The sequence below is a fragment of the Pseudomonas sp. B33.4 genome (assembly GCF_034555375.1).
In the GTDB taxonomy this organism is placed as follows: domain Bacteria; phylum Pseudomonadota; class Gammaproteobacteria; order Pseudomonadales; family Pseudomonadaceae; genus Aquipseudomonas.
On the sequence record NZ_CP140706.1, the window covers coordinates 1,750,061 to 1,765,470 of the forward strand.

Here is a 15,410-nt window from a genome sequence, read left to right on the forward strand (position 1 = left end):
CCATGGACAAGCACGACGACGATGTGACGGATCTGATCCGTGCCCGCGATGTCCGTGGTTTCGAATCCTGGGCCATGCCCAGCTTCGATCCGCCGAAGCCGGAACCCGAGCCTGAGCCGGAACCCGAACCGCCGGAAATGGAAGAAGTGCCGCTGGAAGAAGTCCAGCCACTGACTTTGGAAGAACTCGAAAGTATCCGTCAGGAGGCTTACAACGAAGGCTTCGGCATCGGCGAGAAAGAGGGTTTTCACAGCGCCACGCTCAAGGTGCGCCAAGAAGCCGAGGTAGCGCTAAGCGCCAAACTCGCCAGCCTTGAGCAACTGATGGCGAACCTGTTCGAACCGATCGCTGAGCAAGACACGCAGATCGAAAAGTCGCTGGTCGACCTCGTGCAGCACATCACCAAACAGGTGATCAAGCGCGAGCTGGCCATCGATTCCAGCCAGATCGAACACGTCATGCGCGATGCGCTCAAGCTGTTGCCGCTGGGCGTCGACAACGTGCGCCTGTACGTCAATCCGCAGGATTTCGAGCAGGCCAAGGCCCTGCGCGAGCGTCATGAGGAAACCTGGCGCATCGTCGAGGACGAAGCGCTGTTGCCGGGCGGCTGCCGGGTTGAAACCGAGCACAGCCGCATCGATGCCAGCATTGAAACCCGCGTTGGTCAGGTTATGGCCAAGCTGTTCGATCAGTTGCACGAACAGGCTTTGCACCCGGCTGAAGCGGATCTGAGCCTGGACATTCCAGAAGACGTAAAACCGGCGGCTGTCCCTGACGAGCCGCTCGCGGACAACCCCGATGCGCCTTGAACGCACCAGTTTCGCCAAGCGCCTGAGCACTTACGCTGAGGCCACCGAGATTGCCGGCGCGCCGATTCTTGAAGGTCGCCTGCTGCGCATGGTCGGCCTCACCCTCGAAGCCGAAGGCCTGCGCGCCGCCATGGGCACACGTTGCCTGGTGATCAATGACGACAGCTATCACCCGTCCCAGGTGGAAGCGGAAGTCATGGGGTTTTCCGGCAGCAAAGTCTTTCTGATGCCGGTCGGCAGCGTCGCCGGCATCGCCCCGGGTGCCCGTGTGGTGCCACTGGCTGATACCGGGCGTTTGCCGATGGGCATGAGCATGCTCGGTCGCGTGCTTGACGGCGCCGGCCGTGCGCTGGACGGCAAGGGCGGCATGAAAGCCGAAGATTGGGTGCCGATGGACGGCCCGACGATCAACCCGCTCAACCGTGACCCGATCAGCGTGCCGCTCGACGTCGGCATCCGTTGCATCAACGGTTTGCTGACGGTCGGGCGTGGCCAGCGTCTGGGTCTGTTTGCCGGTACCGGTGTCGGTAAATCGGTATTGCTGGGCATGATGACGCGCTTCACCGAGGCCGACATTATCGTCGTTGGTCTGATCGGTGAGCGGGGTCGGGAAGTTAAGGAATTCATCGAGCACAGCCTCGGTGAAGAAGGCCTCAAACGCTCCGTCGTGGTTGCCTCGCCAGCGGACGATGCGCCGCTGATGCGTCTGCGCGCAGCGATGTACTGCACGCGCATCGCCGAATATTTCCGCGACAAGGGCAAGAACGTCCTGTTGCTGATGGATTCGCTGACCCGTTTCGCTCAGGCGCAGCGGGAAATCGCCCTGGCAATCGGCGAGCCGCCGGCGACCAAGGGTTATCCGCCATCGGTGTTCGCCAAATTGCCGAAACTCGTTGAACGTGCCGGTAACGCAGAGAAGGGCGGCGGTTCGATTACCGCGTTCTATACCGTGTTGTCCGAAGGCGATGACCAGCAGGACCCGATTGCCGACTCGGCCCGAGGCGTACTCGACGGCCACATCGTGCTGTCGCGGCGTCTGGCCGAGGAAGGGCACTATCCAGCGATCGACATCGAAGCGTCGATCAGCCGGGTGATGCCGGCGGTGGTCTCGCCCGAACATATGCAGCGCGCGCAGTACTTCAAGCAGTTGTGGTCGCGCTATCAGCAGAGCCGCGATCTGATCAGCGTCGGTGCCTACGTTGCCGGTGGCGACCGCGAGACCGATCTGGCGATTTCCCTGCAACCGCAGTTGGTGCGCTATCAGCGTCAGGGCCTCAACGACAAAATCAACATGGGCGAAAGCCAGGCTTACCTCGAAACCCTGTTCGCCCCAGCGGCGGGCGGCTAACCGGTCATGGCCGCCGTCAGTCGAGCCGCGCGTCTGGCGCCGGTGGTGGACATGGCCGAACAGGCCGAGAAAACCGCCGTGCAACGCCTGGGCTATTTTCAGGGGCAGGTGAAGGTCGCCGAAAGCAAACTCGCCGACCTCAATGCCTTCCGTCTGGACTACTCCGAACAATGGATCGTGCGTGGCGCCACCGGCGTGACCGGGCAATGGTTGCTGGGCTTTCAGGGTTTTCTGGCGCAACTCGACACTGCGGTTGATCAGCAGCGCCAAAGCCTGGTCTGGCACCAGAACAAGCTCGACAAGGCGCGTGAGGAATGGCAACAGGCATTCGCCAAGGTCGAAGGGCTGCGCAAACTGGTGCAGCGTTATCGCGAAGAGGCGCAACGCCTTGAGGACAAGCGCGAGCAGAAATTGCTCGACGAGTTGTCGCAGCGCTTGCCACGGCAGAATCCGTTTTAGAACAAGATCAAAAGATCGCAGCCTTCGGCAGCTCCTACAGGGGGATCAGTGTAGGAGCTGCCGAAGGCTGCGATCTTTTGATCTGGCTTCTGACCTTGCTGCAACCCTGTGCAAGTGCTAAACCTTGTACAGGTTCGTCAATGACAAGGAAGCCAGTCAATGTCAGTCGTTACAGAAGTGTCTTCAGATGGGAAAAAGCTGACGATTTCGATCGAGGGGCGATTCGATTTCGGTCGGCATCAGGAGTTTCGTGAGTCTTATGAGCGACTCAATGAGAAGCCTGAGTCCATAGTGGTGGACCTGAAGAAAGCCACTTACCTCGACAGCTCCGCACTGGGCATGCTGCTCCTGCTGCGTGATCACGCTGGCGGCGACGAGTCGGACGTGCGAGTGGTCAACAGCAACTCCGACGTGCGCAAGATCCTCGCCATCTCCAATTTCGACAAACTCTTCGACATCAGTTGACGGCCATGCAGGCGCAAGAGCCGCTGACCATTCTGATCGCCGAAGACAGCGCCGCCGATCGCTTATTGCTGTCGACCATCGTCCGCCGCCAGGGTCACCAGGTTCTGACGGCGGCCAACGGTGCCGAAGCGGTTGACCTGTTTCGCCGCCAGCAACCCGATCTGGTCTTGATGGACGCGATGATGCCGGTCATGGACGGCTTCGAAGCTGCGCGGCAGATCAAGGCGCTGGCGGGCGAAACGCTGGTGCCGATCATCTTCCTCACGTCGCTGACCGAAAGCGAAGCGCTGGCCCGTTGTCTGGAGGCGGGTGGTGACGATTTTCTGGCGAAGCCCTACAACCCCGTGATCCTCGCCGCCAAAATCAAGGCGATGGATCGCTTGCGCCGCTTGCAGGCAACGGTGCTGCAACAGCGCGACCTGATCGCCAAACACCATGATTACCTGCTCAACGAACAGCGCGTGGCCAAAGCCGTGTTCGACAAGGTCGCGCACTCCGGCTGCCTGAGCGCGCCGAACATTCGTTACCTGCAATCTCCCTATGCGTTGTTCAACGGCGATTTACTGCTGGCGGCCTACACGCCGGCGGGTGACATGCATGTATTGCTCGGGGATTTCACCGGTCATGGCCTGCCGGCAGCGGTCGGGGCGATGCCCTTGGCCGAAGTGTTTTATGGCATGACCGCCAAGGGTTACGGCCTGGCGGAAACCCTGCGCGAAATGAACGCCAAACTCAAACGCATCCTGCCGGTGGACATGTTCTGTTGCGCGACGCTGCTCTGTCTGAGTTTTCAGCGACGTTCGGTCGAGGTGTGGAACGGCGGGATGCCCGACGGTTATCTGCATCGCATCGCCACGGGTGAGCGTGTGCCGCTGGCGGCGCGACATTTGCCGTTGGGGGTGTTGAGCGCGCAGGCGTTCGACGACTGTACGGAGGTGCATCCGATGACCGCCGGTGATCGGGTGTTCCTGTTGTCCGACGGCGTGATCGACACCAGTGACGCCACTGATCAACTGTTCGGTGTCGAGCGTTTGCAGCAGGTGTTTGCCGCCAATCGCGAGCCGGACCGCTTGTTCGAGGATATCGAGCAGGCGCTACGGGATTTTCGCGGCGAGGCCCGCGACGATGTCAGCATGGTCGAGGTCAGCCTGCTGGAACTGGCGCAGGTCAAGCCGTCGGCGCCGGTGTATTCCGACAGCGGCCAGTCCTGTCCGCTGGACTGGTCGGTGAGCTTCGAATTCCGTGGCGCCACGCTCAAACGTTTCAATCCGTTGCCGTACCTGTTGCAGTTGTTGCTTGAGGTGCATGGGTTGCGGGCGCAGAGTGGTGCTTTGTACAGCGTGCTCGCCGAGTTGTATTCCAACGCACTGGAGCATGGCGTGCTCGGTCTGGATTCCAGTCTCAAGCGCGATGCGGCGGGTTTCGCGCGCTACTACCAGCAGCGCAATGAGCGGCTGGAAGCGCTGCAGGCCGGTTTCGTGCGCGTGCATTTGCAGGTGCAGCCACGGGGCGAGGGCGGTTGTCTGGTGATTTGCGTGGAAGACAGCGGCAAGGGTTTTGATGTGGCGCGGGTCATGGAGCGGCCGCTGGACGGTGTCCGTTTGTCGGGGCGTGGCGTCAGTCTGGTCCGGCAATTGGGGCGCAACGCCAGTTGGTCGGACGAAGGTCGTAGTGCCCGCGTGGAGTTTTCCTGGGAGGTTGAGGCATAATCCGCGCAATTCTTGATCAAGGAGTGAGCAAGTGGCTGACACACATATTGATCGCGAGGCGCTGAGCGTGCTGCGCGAAGTCATGGAGGAGGGTTATCCGGAGCTGCTGGATACCTTTCTGGCGGATTCCGAAAGTCGCTTGGTTGAGTTGCGAAAAACAGCGGATGCCAAAGTGTTGTCGGAGGTTGCCCATAGCTTCAAGGGCAGCGCCAGTAACATGGGCGCTGTGCGGTTGGCGGCGCTCTGCCAGGAACTGGAGTCGGACGCCAAAGACAAGAGCCCGGCGGAAATCGTCAAGCTGGTCGCTGAGATCAGTGGCGAATTTGCTGAAGTTCGCCCGGTTTACGAAGATGAACGACAGCACGCATTGACCCATTGATCCCGCCGTCCGGCGCTTTTCACGAGCGCCGGGCAAAACTGGCCCGGCACTTGCAGTTATCTCCCCCAACTGTACCTACGATCCCAGTGCAGCGGAGACCGTTTCATGCCTGCGACCCCCAACATCCTTCTTCAGAATGCCGCTCAGGCCAAGGCGCAAGCCGCCTCGGCCAAAACGTCGGCCATGGCCGTAGATACCGGGGATAAAGCCTCAAGCTTCGCGAAAGTGTTCGCCGATCAGGGATCGAGCAAGCCGGTTGCCAGCGCAGACAATTCGCCCAAATCCTCGCGTGACAAGGTCGCTGACAACAGCGGTAAAAAGGATGTCGGCAAGGATCAGTCTGCCGCTGCGCAACCGGCGGTTGCCGATAGCGGCAACGACTTGCCTGCCGATAAAACCACGGCGACCGATGACACTACCGCCAGCAGCGACGACAGCAGCAACACTGCCCAGACGCCGGTGGTTGATGCGGCACCGGTTGACCCGACACTTGATCCGGCCTTGGTCGTTGCTGTGCAGCCGGTTGTCAGCGCGCCAGTAGTGCAAGCCCCGGCCGCCGCCCAGCCCGAAGCCGAAACCCCCGCGCTTGCCGTTTTGCCGGGAGTGGTCAAAGATCCGGCACCGACCACCGATAGCGATTTCGACCCTTCGGCTGATCCCCTCGACTCGATGCCGGCCGTGCGCATGGCGATGGAGCAGGGCGGCCACATTTCCGCCGCCAGCCAGGCGCAACCGAAGGCTTCGCCGGCTCAGGCTCAAGCCGACGGCGAATTGACTGCGGCGCAGAACTTCGCTGCTGGCATGGCCAGCATGCTCGACGTGCAAGCCGACAAGGACAGCACCAGTCAGGGCGGCGACAAAGCGTTCAGCGGCTTGATCGACGATGGCCTCAAAGATCTCAAGACAGCGACCAGCGATACCCGCGTCGATGACTTCGCCAACCGTCTGGCGGCACTGACTCAGGCCGCCACCCCGAAGACCGCGAACGCGGTGCCGGTGAATCAACCGATCGCCATGCATCAGAGTGGCTGGACCGAAGAAATCGTCAACCGCGTCATGTATCTGTCGAGCGCCAATCTCAAGGCGGCGGACATTCAGTTGCAGCCAGCGGAGCTGGGGCGTCTGGACATTCGCGTGAACATGGTCCCGGATCAACAGACCCAGGTCACGTTCATGAGTGCGCACCCGAGTGTGCGTGAGGCGCTGGATGGTCAGATGCATCGCTTGCGCGACATGTTCAACCAGCAGGGCATGGGCCAGGTCGACGTCAATGTCTCCGACCAGAGTCGTGGCTGGCAGGGCCAGCAAGGTCAGGAGCAGGCTCAGCAGGGGCAGAATGGCCGCACCAGCGCTGCTGGCGGTCGCCTCGATTCGGCGGATGAAGAGTTGGCGCCTGCCGCTATTGCTGAAGTTGCTGCGCAAACCACCAGCGTGATTGGCAGCAGCGCTGTCGACTATTACGCCTGATCAAAATCAAGAGCCCCTCACCCTAGCCCTCTCCCGGAGGGAGAGGGGACTGATCGGGGGATGCTCGGGACGTGCGCCGACCGGTTAATTCTGCTGTGAATCCATAATCGACTGGGTCTTTCAGGTCGATGTTTGACGTCTGACACTTCAGTCGGCCCCTGAACACCCTCACCCTGGCCCTCTCCCGGAGGGAGAGGGGACTGATCGGGGGATGCTCGGGACGTGCGCCGACCGGTTAATTCTGCTGTGAATCCATAATCGACTGGGTCTTTCAGGTCGATGTTTGACGTCTGACAGTTCAGTCGGCCCCTGAACACCCTCACCCTGGCCCTCTCCCGGAGGGAGAGGGGACTGATTGGGGGATGCTCGGGACGTGCGCCGACCTGATTATCTTGCGCCGAATCCATATTCGACTCGGTCTTTCAGGTCGATGTATCACGACAAAACAACTCGGTCGGCCCCCTCTCCCTCCGGGAGAGGGCTGGGGTGAGGGTGCCTTTGACTTTAGCGTTGTCTCCACTACCACCGACACTTCTGGCATAACACTTGCTCTTGCCTTGCCGTGCGACTGTGAAAACCCGATTAGTGACGGATTATTGGCATGGCGAAGAGCGAAACAGCAGCAGTGAAAGACCCCGCAACCAAAGGCAAACTCAAGCTGATCATTGTGATCGTGCTGGCGTTGCTACTGGCCATTGGTGCATCCGTGGGGGCGACCTGGTTCTTCATGCACAGTGCCCAGAGCAAGCCTGCTGAGGCCGCCGATGCGGCGCCCGTCGGCAAGCAGCCAGCGATTTTCGAGCCGATGGCGCCGGCGTTTGTCGCCAACTACAACCAGAACGGCCGTCAGCGCTACATGCAGGTGAGCATTACCATGCTGGCGCGTAATCAGGCCGATCTGGAAGCGCTCAAAGTGCACATGCCGGTGATCCGCAACAACCTGGTGATGCTCTTCTCCGGTCAGGATTTCGCCACTTTGGCGACCCCGGTCGGCCAAGAGATGTTGCGCCAGAAGGCCACCGCCAGCGTCCAGGAAGTGGCGCAGAAAGAGCTGGGCAAAGTGGTGATCGAACAGTTGCTTTTCACTAATTTCGTACTGCAGTAGGAACACGACATGGCCGTGCAGGATCTGCTGTCCCAGGATGAAATCGACGCGCTGTTGCATGGCGTCGACGATGGTCTGGTACAGACCGATAACGCTGCCGAACCCGGCAGTGTCAAAAGCTACGACCTGACCAGCCAGGATCGCATCGTCCGTGGACGCATGCCGACTCTGGAAATGATCAACGAGCGTTTTGCCCGTTACACCCGCATCAGCATGTTCAACATGCTGCGCCGCTCGGCGGACGTTGCCGTCGGTGGCGTACAGGTGATGAAGTTCGGTGAATACGTGCACTCGCTGTACGTGCCGACCAGCCTCAATCTGGTCAAGATCAAACCGTTGCGCGGTACCGCGCTGTTCATCCTCGACGCCAAACTGGTGTTCAAACTGGTGGACAACTTCTTCGGCGGCGACGGCCGTCACGCCAAGATCGAAGGGCGTGAATTCACCCCGACCGAACTGCGCGTGGTGCGCATGGTGCTGGAGCAGGCCTTCGTCGATTTGAAAGAAGCCTGGCAGGCGATCATGGAAGTCAATTTCGAGTACATCAACTCGGAAGTGAACCCGGCCATGGCTAACATCGTCGGCCCGAGCGAAGCGATCGTGGTCTCCACCTTCCACATCGAACTCGACGGCGGTGGCGGCGACCTGCACGTGACCATGCCGTACTCGATGATCGAGCCGGTGCGCGAAATGCTCGACGCCGGTTTCCAGTCGGACCTCGACGATCAGGACGAGCGCTGGGTCAACGCCCTGCGCCAGGACGTGCTCGATGTCGACGTGCCGATTGGCGCCACCGTCGCGCGCCGCCAGTTGAAGCTGCGCGACATCCTGCACATGCAGCCGGGGGATGTGATCCCGGTCGAAATGCCGGACGAAATGATCATGCGCGCCAACGGCGTGCCGGCCTTCAAGGTCAAGATGGGCTCGCACAAAGGCAACCTCGCGTTGCAGGTGATCGAGCCGATCGAGCGTCGCTGAAGCGGCGCTTTTACCCCCACACATTTAGCTGAATTGTTGCCCGCCGAGGACACATGATGAACGACGATATGAACGCCCAGGACGACCAGGCACTGGCTGACGAATGGGCTGCGGCCCTGGAAGAAACCGGTGACGGTCAAGCTGACATCGACGCCCTGCTGGCCGCCGACGCAGCCAGCGGCTCGCGTCTGCCGATGGAAGAGTTCGGCAGCGTGCCGAAGAACAACGATCCGGTGACCCTCGACGGCCCGAACCTCGACGTGATCCTCGATATCCCGGTGTCGATCTCGATGGAAGTCGGCAGCACCGACATCAACATCCGCAACCTGCTGCAACTCAACCAAGGTTCGGTGATCGAGCTTGATCGTCTCGCTGGCGAGCCGCTCGATGTGCTGGTCAACGGCACGCTGATCGCGCACGGTGAAGTGGTGGTGGTCAACGAAAAGTTCGGCATCCGCCTGACTGACGTGATCAGCCCGAGCGAACGCATCAAGAAGCTGCGCTGAGTGAAACGGTTTCTCTGGGCTTTGCTGGCATTGCCATTGAGCGTGCTGGCCGCCGAGCCGTCGACAGCCACGACCGTGCCGGCTGCCACCGCGCCGATGGTCAACAGCGGCGTGGCCGGGCAACTGACGCAACTGGTGTTCGGCCTGTTGCTGGTGCTGGGGTTGATCTTCTTCCTCGCCTGGCTATTGCGCCGAGTGCAGCAGGCCGGTCCAGCGGGCAAGGGCCAGGTGATCGAGCTGATCGGTTCGCGCGCACTCAGTACGCGTGACCGATTGCTGTTGGTGCAGGTCGGCAACGAGCAGATTCTGCTCGGCCTCAGCCCCGGCACCATCACCGCGCTGCATGTGCTCAAGGAGCCGGTCGAGGTGCCCAGCGCCAGTGAGAAAGCGACGCCGGAATTTGCCCAGCAACTGCTGAAGATTCTCGGCAAGGATCAGAAGGATAAGAAGTAATGGGTGCGTTACGCATCGTCTTGACGCTGGCCCTGTTGCTGGCCGCGCCGCTGGCGTTCGCCGCCGATCCGTTGTCGATCCCGGCGATCACGCTGGGCACCAACGCCGATGGCGCGCAGGAATATTCGGTCAGTCTGCAGATCCTGCTGATCATGACCGCCCTGAGCTTCATTCCGGCGGCCGTGATTCTGATGACCAGTTTCACCCGGATCATCATCGTCTTCTCGATCCTGCGTCAGGCCCTCGGCCTGCAGCAGACGCCGTCGAACCAGATCCTCACCGGCATGGCGCTGTTCCTGACCCTGTTCATCATGGCCCCGGTGTTCGACCGGGTGAACAATGATGCGCTGCAACCGTATCTGGCGGAAAAACTCACCGCTCAGCAAGCGGTAGAAAAAGCCCAGGTGCCGATCAAGGACTTCATGCTCGCCCAGACCCGCACCAGCGATCTGGAGCTGTTCATGCGTCTGTCCAAGCGCACCGACATCGCCACCCCGGATCAGGCGCCACTGACCATTCTGGTGCCGGCGTTCGTCACCTCCGAGCTTAAAACCGCGTTCCAGATCGGCTTCATGATCTTCATTCCGTTCCTGATCATCGACCTCGTCGTGGCCAGTGTGCTGATGGCGATGGGTATGATGATGCTCTCGCCGCTGATCATCTCGCTGCCGTTCAAAATCATGCTGTTCGTGCTGGTCGATGGCTGGGCGCTGATCATCGGCACCCTGGCCAGCAGTTTTGGAGGTGTCTCGCCATGACGCCGGAAGTTGCGGTCGATATCTTTCGTGAAGCCCTTTGGCTGACCACATTGATGGTCGCGATTCTGGTGGTGCCGAGCCTGTTGGTAGGTTTGCTGGTGGCGATGTTCCAGGCTGCGACGCAGATCAACGAACAGACCCTGAGCTTCCTGCCGCGTCTGCTGGTGATGCTGGTGACCCTCATCATCGGCGGTCCGTGGATCGTGCAGACGTTCATGGAGTACATCATTCAGTTGTACAAAAACATCCCGATGGTCATCGGCTAAGCCATGCAATCGCTGCTTCAGCTGACCGACACCCAGATCAGTACCTGGGTGGCCTCGTTCATGTTGCCGCTGTTTCGCGTCGCGTCGATGCTGATGGTGATGCCGGTGTTCGGCACCACGCTGGTGTCGCGGCGGATCCGCCTGTATTTCGCCGTAGCGATCACCGTGTGCATTGCGCCGAGCCTGCCGCCGATGCCAGCGGTGAGCCCGCTGGATCTCAGCGGTTTGCTGATGATTGCCGAGCAGATTCTCGTCGGTGCGGTACTCGGGTTTTCCCTGCAGCTGTTTTTCCAGGCCTTTGCCGTCGCGGGGCAGATCGTGGCGATCCAGATGGGCATGGGCTTCGCCTCGATGGTCGACCCGGCCAACGGCGTGTCGGTGGCGGTGATCGGGCAGTTTTTCACCATGCTCGTGACGTTGCTGTTCCTGTCGATGAACGGCCACCTGGTGGTCTTCGAAGTGCTCACCGAAAGCTTCACCACGCTACCGGTCGGCAGCGGTCTGATGACCGCGCATTACTGGGAGCTGGCCGGCAAACTCGGCTGGGTCCTCGGTGCGGCGTTGTTGCTGGTGCTGCCGGCGGTGACGGCGTTGCTGGTGGTCAACATCGCGTTTGGCGTGATGACCCGCGCGGCGCCACAACTGAACATTTTCTCCATCGGTTTTCCGCTGACCTTGGTGCTCGGTCTGTTCATCGTCTGGGTCGGGCTGGCGGACATTCTCAATCAGTACCAGCCGCTGGCCACCGAGGCCTTGCAGCTGTTACGCGAACTGGCACGGGCGCGCTGACTCATGGCAGAGAGCGAAAGCGGTCAGGACAAAACAGAAGACCCCACGGAGAAACGTAAAAAGGACTCCCGTGAGAAGGGCGAGATTGCCCGTTCCAAAGAACTCAATACCCTGGCCGTGACCATGGCCGGTGCCGGTGCGCTGCTGGTGTTCGGCGGCATGCTGGCCGAAGACCTGATGGAGCTGATGCGCCTGAACTTCACGCTGTCACGCGAAGTGATCATGGATCAGGGCTCCATGGGTGCGTTTCTGTTGCAGTCGGGCCAGATGGCGCTGTTGGCGATCCAGCCGATCATGATCACCCTGTTGCTCGCGGCGTTGATCGGGCCGATTTCCCTCGGTGGCTGGCTGTTTGCGGCCGGTTCCCTGGCCCCTAAGTTCAGCCGGATGAATCCCGCTGCAGGCCTGAAACGGATGTTTTCGTTCAAGTCAGTGGTTGAGTTGCTCAAGGCACTGGCCAAGTTTTTGATCACCCTGGGTGTGGCGTTGGTGGTGTTGTTATCAGACGTCGATGACTTTTTGCGGATCGCCCATGAACCGCTTGAAATGGCGATCATTCACAGCGTTACTCTGGTCGGCTGGAGCACCTTGTGGCTGGCCTGCGGCCTGATCATCATCGCTGCCGTCGACGTGCCGGTGCAGCTCTGGGAGGCGCACAAGAAACTGCTGATGACCAAGCAGGAAGTGCGCGACGAACACAAGGATCAGGAGGGGCGCCCGGAGGTCAAACAGCGCATCCGCCAGACCCAGCGCGAAATGTCCCAGCGCCGGATGATGGCGGCGATTCCCGACGCCGACGTGGTCATCACCAACCCGACCCACTACGCCGTCGCGCTCAAGTACGACTCGGAGAAGGGCGGGGCGCCGATACTGCTGGCCAAGGGCAGCGACTTCTTGGCGTTGAAAATCCGCGAAATCGCCGTGGCCAACAACGTCATGCTCCTCGAGTCGCCGGGGCTGGCGCGTTCGATCTATTACTCCACTGAGCTTGAGCAGGAAATCCCCGGCGGGCTGTATCTGGCGGTTGCCCAGGTCTTGGCTTACGTCTACCAGATCCGCCAGTTCCGCGCCGGCAAGGGCAAGCGCCCGGATCCGCTCAAGGACGACTTGCCGATTCCGCCGGACTTGCGCCGCGATTCCTGACATTGCTGTACAGCCATTGGTCTGCGATCCCCCATTACTGTCAACTCTGACAGGTGCGCTCGCTGTGATTTTGCGGTTTGATGCAAGGTGCTGCCGCGAACCTGGCGCGGTCATGCGGGCGAGTGCAAAGGAGCAAGGCAATGAAAGGTATTTTCAGCAGCTACGATGAAAAAACCGGAAGGGGCACCATCACGCCGAAGGCCTCGGGACGATCCCTTTCCTTTGCCGAAGCCACGGTTTTTTTTCTGACCGCCAAAGAATACCGATTCAGTATTCCATTGGTTAATGCTCAGCAGGCGAACGTCAAAGTGGGCGGCGAAGTCGAGTTCGAATTGCCCAGAAGCAAGAATGGAAAAGTGAAAATCCTCCGGTATTGAGCAATCGATCGCAAAGCCGCTGAAACGAAAAAACCGCCGGCCCGATTCAACGGGGTGGCGGTTTTTTTATACCTGAAGACATGTGCTGGCCGTGAGGTCGCCTTCGCTTTTTTGAATCGACGGATTCGTAGGGGGAGGTGGGGTCGGTTTCGGGTGGGTTGGGTGTTGGTTTGATCATGGTGAGACTCCGTGGTTGATTTAGCCGCCACGGCTCATCGCTAAACAAGTAAAGGTGGCGGCTGTACGCAGGTTAGCGATCCGGGTCACAGAAACCCCGGGTAGACCCGAAGGTCTCCCACGCACAGCCACCATGACGCCAAGTGCAGATAGACAAAGCTGCAATTGAGACAGGGGATTGAGCATCTGTAAGGTATCGGATCGCTAAACCCGATCGCTGATTCGTCAGCGACCGACCCACAATAGAACCCGACCCCACAGCGCACAAGCCGGCGGATTCTGGCGTAGCTGTAGGCAATGGCGCAAGAATTTGTAGCCTGTGAGACGTGTCTGAAGGTGTCTTTTAAACGCCTGAGTTTAAAAGGCGATTTGCACTGACTTCAGTGGCCCCTTCGCGAGCAAGCTCGCTCCCACATTTGCAATACATTTCCCTGTGGGAGCGAGCTTGCTCGCGAAAGGGCCATCCCGGTCAGCAGAAAAATCTCGATCAAACCCCGATGTTAAATCACTGGTTAAATAAATCCGTCGCCTTTTCCAGAGAGACCGTTGGTCTGGAAATGCCATCCACCTGTCAACTCTTACAGTAGACGGACGGCTGGCCATGACGTCGAAATAGGGGCGCAAGTTTACCGACCCAGGAGCGTACGATCATGGCAGAGCGCATTTACCGAAAACTCGAGGGCATGGGCCTGGAATATGTTTCAGGGCGACTGGAACAGAACCCCAAGGAGCGGGCCATCCGTTACACCATCACTTTCGACATGGATCTGGATTTCACCCATTTCAAACAGATGGCCAATGCTTATATCCCGGATTATCTCGACAACCCGATCAACGCGATCAGGCCTGAACTGGACGGCCTGGCTTACCACTATTCCTACAACTACCTGTTCAGTGCAGCGGGAAGCATCCGCGATAATCAGGCGCTGTTCGAACTCTTCACCTCGCCTGGTTATTACAACGATCAATGGGCGACCGGCCCTCATCTGCAGGTGCGTTATGGCAAACCGGAGTTTGTGCAGGTCGGGCGAAAATTCCGCGTGACAGCACGCAGAGACTTCAGATCGCTGGATGACACGGGTCAGATCGAAATCGGAGATTTGCCGGTCATCCAGTTTCATTGGGCGCTCAATCTGCTGCAAACCGATCTGATGATCCCTGGAGTCATTGCGCCAGTGACCAAGGTCGTGCTGATGTACATGGATGAGGACTTCGTTGAGGTCGAAGGTGAGCAGATTTTGCGGGGTACGCGCTACGTCAATGGCAAGCAACTGGGCTTCGGCAACATTGCGCCCAAGCAGATACTGACTGCGCAGTAACCAGCGTTAAAAAACGCCGTCCCGATTGCACGGTGCGGCGTTTTTTATGCCTGAAGACTTGTTTTGGCTGTGAGGTCGCCTTCGCGGGCAAGCCCGCTCCCAGAGGTTCGGCGGTGTATCAGGGATCTGTGAACGGCGCAGATCCCTGTGGGAGCGGGCTTGCTCCGGGCGGCGATCCGACGAAGACGTCAGCAGCCACTACGCCTTACTCAGGGCTTGTCGCGGATTCTCGCTACTGCGGCAACTCCAGATTATCCATCACCCGATTCACCGCCAGCTCGCCGAGCATGATCAATTGCGCAATCCCCAGCAAAGTCCTGCGCTGCGACGCCGGTATGAGATGGGCGAAGTCATGGGCGATGGTTCTGGCTGAGGCGAGGGTTTCGCAGGCATCCGCCAGCAGTTCCTCGTTTTTGAAGTCCGCAGTGACCGCGTACATCCGGCGGGTTTTACGTGGCGGCGGCGTGGAGCCGGGTGGGCAGAGGTAGTGATCGAGCGCGCGGTCGGCGGCGTCGTGGAGTTTTTTTGAATCGAGGGATTCGTAGGGGGAGGTGGGGTCGGTTTCGGGTGGGTTGGGTGTTGGTTTGATCATGGTGAAGCTCCTGAGGTTATGGAGCCACTCTTTCCCTGTCGCTAAACAAGTGAAGGTGGCAGCTGTACGCAGGTTAGCGAACCGGTCACAGGCACCCCGGTAGACCCAAAGGTCTCCCGCATACAGCCGCCATAACGTAATTGCGGGCGAAAAGTCCCACAACGAAGCCACGAACGCTGATGCACTGAGATGGTCCGAGTCGCTAAACCCGATCGCTGATTCGTCAGCGACCGACCCACAATAGAACCCGACCCCAAAGCGCACAAGCCGGCGGATTCTGGCGTAGCTGTAGGCAATGGCGCAAGAATTTG

At 59.9% G+C, this 15,410-nt stretch carries 18 protein-coding genes; 17 read left to right on the top strand and 1 reads right to left on the bottom strand.

Going from position 1 to position 15,410, the window contains the following annotated elements:
- Nucleotides 1-2: 2 nt before the first annotated feature.
- The 17 genes from fliH to U6037_RS07860 all read left to right on the top strand — a co-directional run bounded on the left by fliH (nucleotide 3) and on the right by U6037_RS07860 (nucleotide 14,507).
- Nucleotides 3-809, top strand: a complete 807-nt coding sequence (fliH, locus tag U6037_RS07780) for a flagellar assembly protein FliH (protein WP_322846346.1) — start codon at nucleotides 3-5, stop codon at nucleotides 807-809.
- Nucleotides 799-2,157, top strand: a complete 1,359-nt coding sequence (gene fliI, locus U6037_RS07785; RefSeq protein ID WP_064119534.1) for a flagellar protein export ATPase FliI — start codon at nucleotides 799-801, stop codon at nucleotides 2,155-2,157. The genes fliH and fliI overlap by 11 nt, the downstream gene beginning before the upstream one ends.
- 6 nt (nucleotides 2,158-2,163) lie before the next feature.
- Complete coding sequence (gene fliJ, locus U6037_RS07790) at nucleotides 2,164-2,616, top strand: flagellar export protein FliJ (protein ID WP_322846347.1); 453 nt, start codon at nucleotides 2,164-2,166, stop codon at nucleotides 2,614-2,616.
- Between the two features lie 159 nt (nucleotides 2,617-2,775).
- Nucleotides 2,776-3,081, top strand: coding sequence for an STAS domain-containing protein (locus U6037_RS07795; RefSeq protein WP_322846348.1), 306 nt, complete (start codon nucleotides 2,776-2,778; stop codon nucleotides 3,079-3,081).
- 5 nt (nucleotides 3,082-3,086) lie between these two features.
- A complete protein-coding gene (locus tag U6037_RS07800) occupies nucleotides 3,087-4,790 on the top strand; it encodes a fused response regulator/phosphatase (RefSeq protein WP_322846349.1) in 1,704 nt (567 codons plus the stop codon).
- Nucleotides 4,791-4,821: 31 nt separating this feature from the next.
- A complete protein-coding gene (locus U6037_RS07805) occupies nucleotides 4,822-5,169 on the top strand; it encodes an Hpt domain-containing protein (RefSeq protein WP_322846350.1) in 348 nt (115 codons plus the stop codon).
- A 105-nt stretch (nucleotides 5,170-5,274) separates the two neighbouring features.
- Nucleotides 5,275-6,636, top strand: coding sequence for a flagellar hook-length control protein FliK (locus U6037_RS07810; protein WP_322846351.1), 1,362 nt, complete (start codon nucleotides 5,275-5,277; stop codon nucleotides 6,634-6,636).
- A gap of 601 nt (nucleotides 6,637-7,237) precedes the next feature.
- The gene (gene fliL, locus U6037_RS07815) at nucleotides 7,238-7,741 is read left to right on the top strand and encodes a flagellar basal body-associated protein FliL (protein ID WP_007920033.1); all 504 of its coding nucleotides are present in this window, start codon (nucleotides 7,238-7,240) and stop codon (nucleotides 7,739-7,741) included.
- A gap of 9 nt (nucleotides 7,742-7,750) precedes the next feature.
- A complete protein-coding gene (fliM, locus tag U6037_RS07820) occupies nucleotides 7,751-8,719 on the top strand; it encodes a flagellar motor switch protein FliM (protein WP_007920032.1) in 969 nt (322 codons plus the stop codon).
- Nucleotides 8,720-8,775: 56 nt separating this feature from the next.
- A complete protein-coding gene (gene fliN, locus U6037_RS07825) occupies nucleotides 8,776-9,225 on the top strand; it encodes a flagellar motor switch protein FliN (RefSeq protein WP_007920031.1) in 450 nt (149 codons plus the stop codon).
- The gene (gene fliO, locus U6037_RS07830; RefSeq protein WP_322846352.1) at nucleotides 9,226-9,678 is read left to right on the top strand and encodes a flagellar biosynthetic protein FliO; all 453 of its coding nucleotides are present in this window, start codon (nucleotides 9,226-9,228) and stop codon (nucleotides 9,676-9,678) included.
- Nucleotides 9,678-10,436 carry a flagellar type III secretion system pore protein FliP gene (fliP, locus tag U6037_RS07835; RefSeq protein WP_007920027.1) on the top strand — a complete coding sequence of 253 codons (759 nt, stop codon included), beginning with the start codon at nucleotides 9,678-9,680 and terminating at the stop codon, nucleotides 10,434-10,436. The genes fliO and fliP overlap by 1 nt, the downstream gene beginning before the upstream one ends.
- Nucleotides 10,433-10,702 carry a flagellar biosynthesis protein FliQ gene (fliQ, locus tag U6037_RS07840; RefSeq protein WP_038363854.1) on the top strand — a complete coding sequence of 90 codons (270 nt, stop codon included), beginning with the start codon at nucleotides 10,433-10,435 and terminating at the stop codon, nucleotides 10,700-10,702. Before fliP ends, fliQ begins: the two co-directional genes overlap by 4 nt.
- Nucleotides 10,703-10,705: 3 nt before the next feature.
- Entirely contained in the window at nucleotides 10,706-11,491 is a 786-nt protein-coding gene (fliR, locus tag U6037_RS07845; RefSeq protein WP_095114145.1) for a flagellar biosynthetic protein FliR, read from the top strand.
- Between the two features lie 3 nt (nucleotides 11,492-11,494).
- Nucleotides 11,495-12,634 (top strand): flagellar biosynthesis protein FlhB, encoded by a 1,140-nt coding sequence (flhB, locus tag U6037_RS07850; protein WP_322846353.1) that lies wholly within the window; start codon nucleotides 11,495-11,497, stop codon nucleotides 12,632-12,634.
- 140 nt (nucleotides 12,635-12,774) lie between these two features.
- A complete protein-coding gene (locus U6037_RS07855; protein WP_322846354.1) occupies nucleotides 12,775-13,011 on the top strand; it encodes a hypothetical protein in 237 nt (78 codons plus the stop codon).
- 827 nt (nucleotides 13,012-13,838) lie between these two features.
- The gene (locus U6037_RS07860) at nucleotides 13,839-14,507 is read left to right on the top strand and encodes a hypothetical protein (RefSeq protein WP_322846355.1); all 669 of its coding nucleotides are present in this window, start codon (nucleotides 13,839-13,841) and stop codon (nucleotides 14,505-14,507) included.
- A gap of 232 nt (nucleotides 14,508-14,739) precedes the next feature.
- Here the strand turns inward: U6037_RS07860 and U6037_RS07865 are convergent, their stop codons facing one another.
- Entirely contained in the window at nucleotides 14,740-15,099 is a 360-nt protein-coding gene (locus tag U6037_RS07865) for a DUF6124 family protein (protein ID WP_322846356.1), read from the bottom strand.
- Nucleotides 15,100-15,410: the final 311 nt, after the last annotated feature.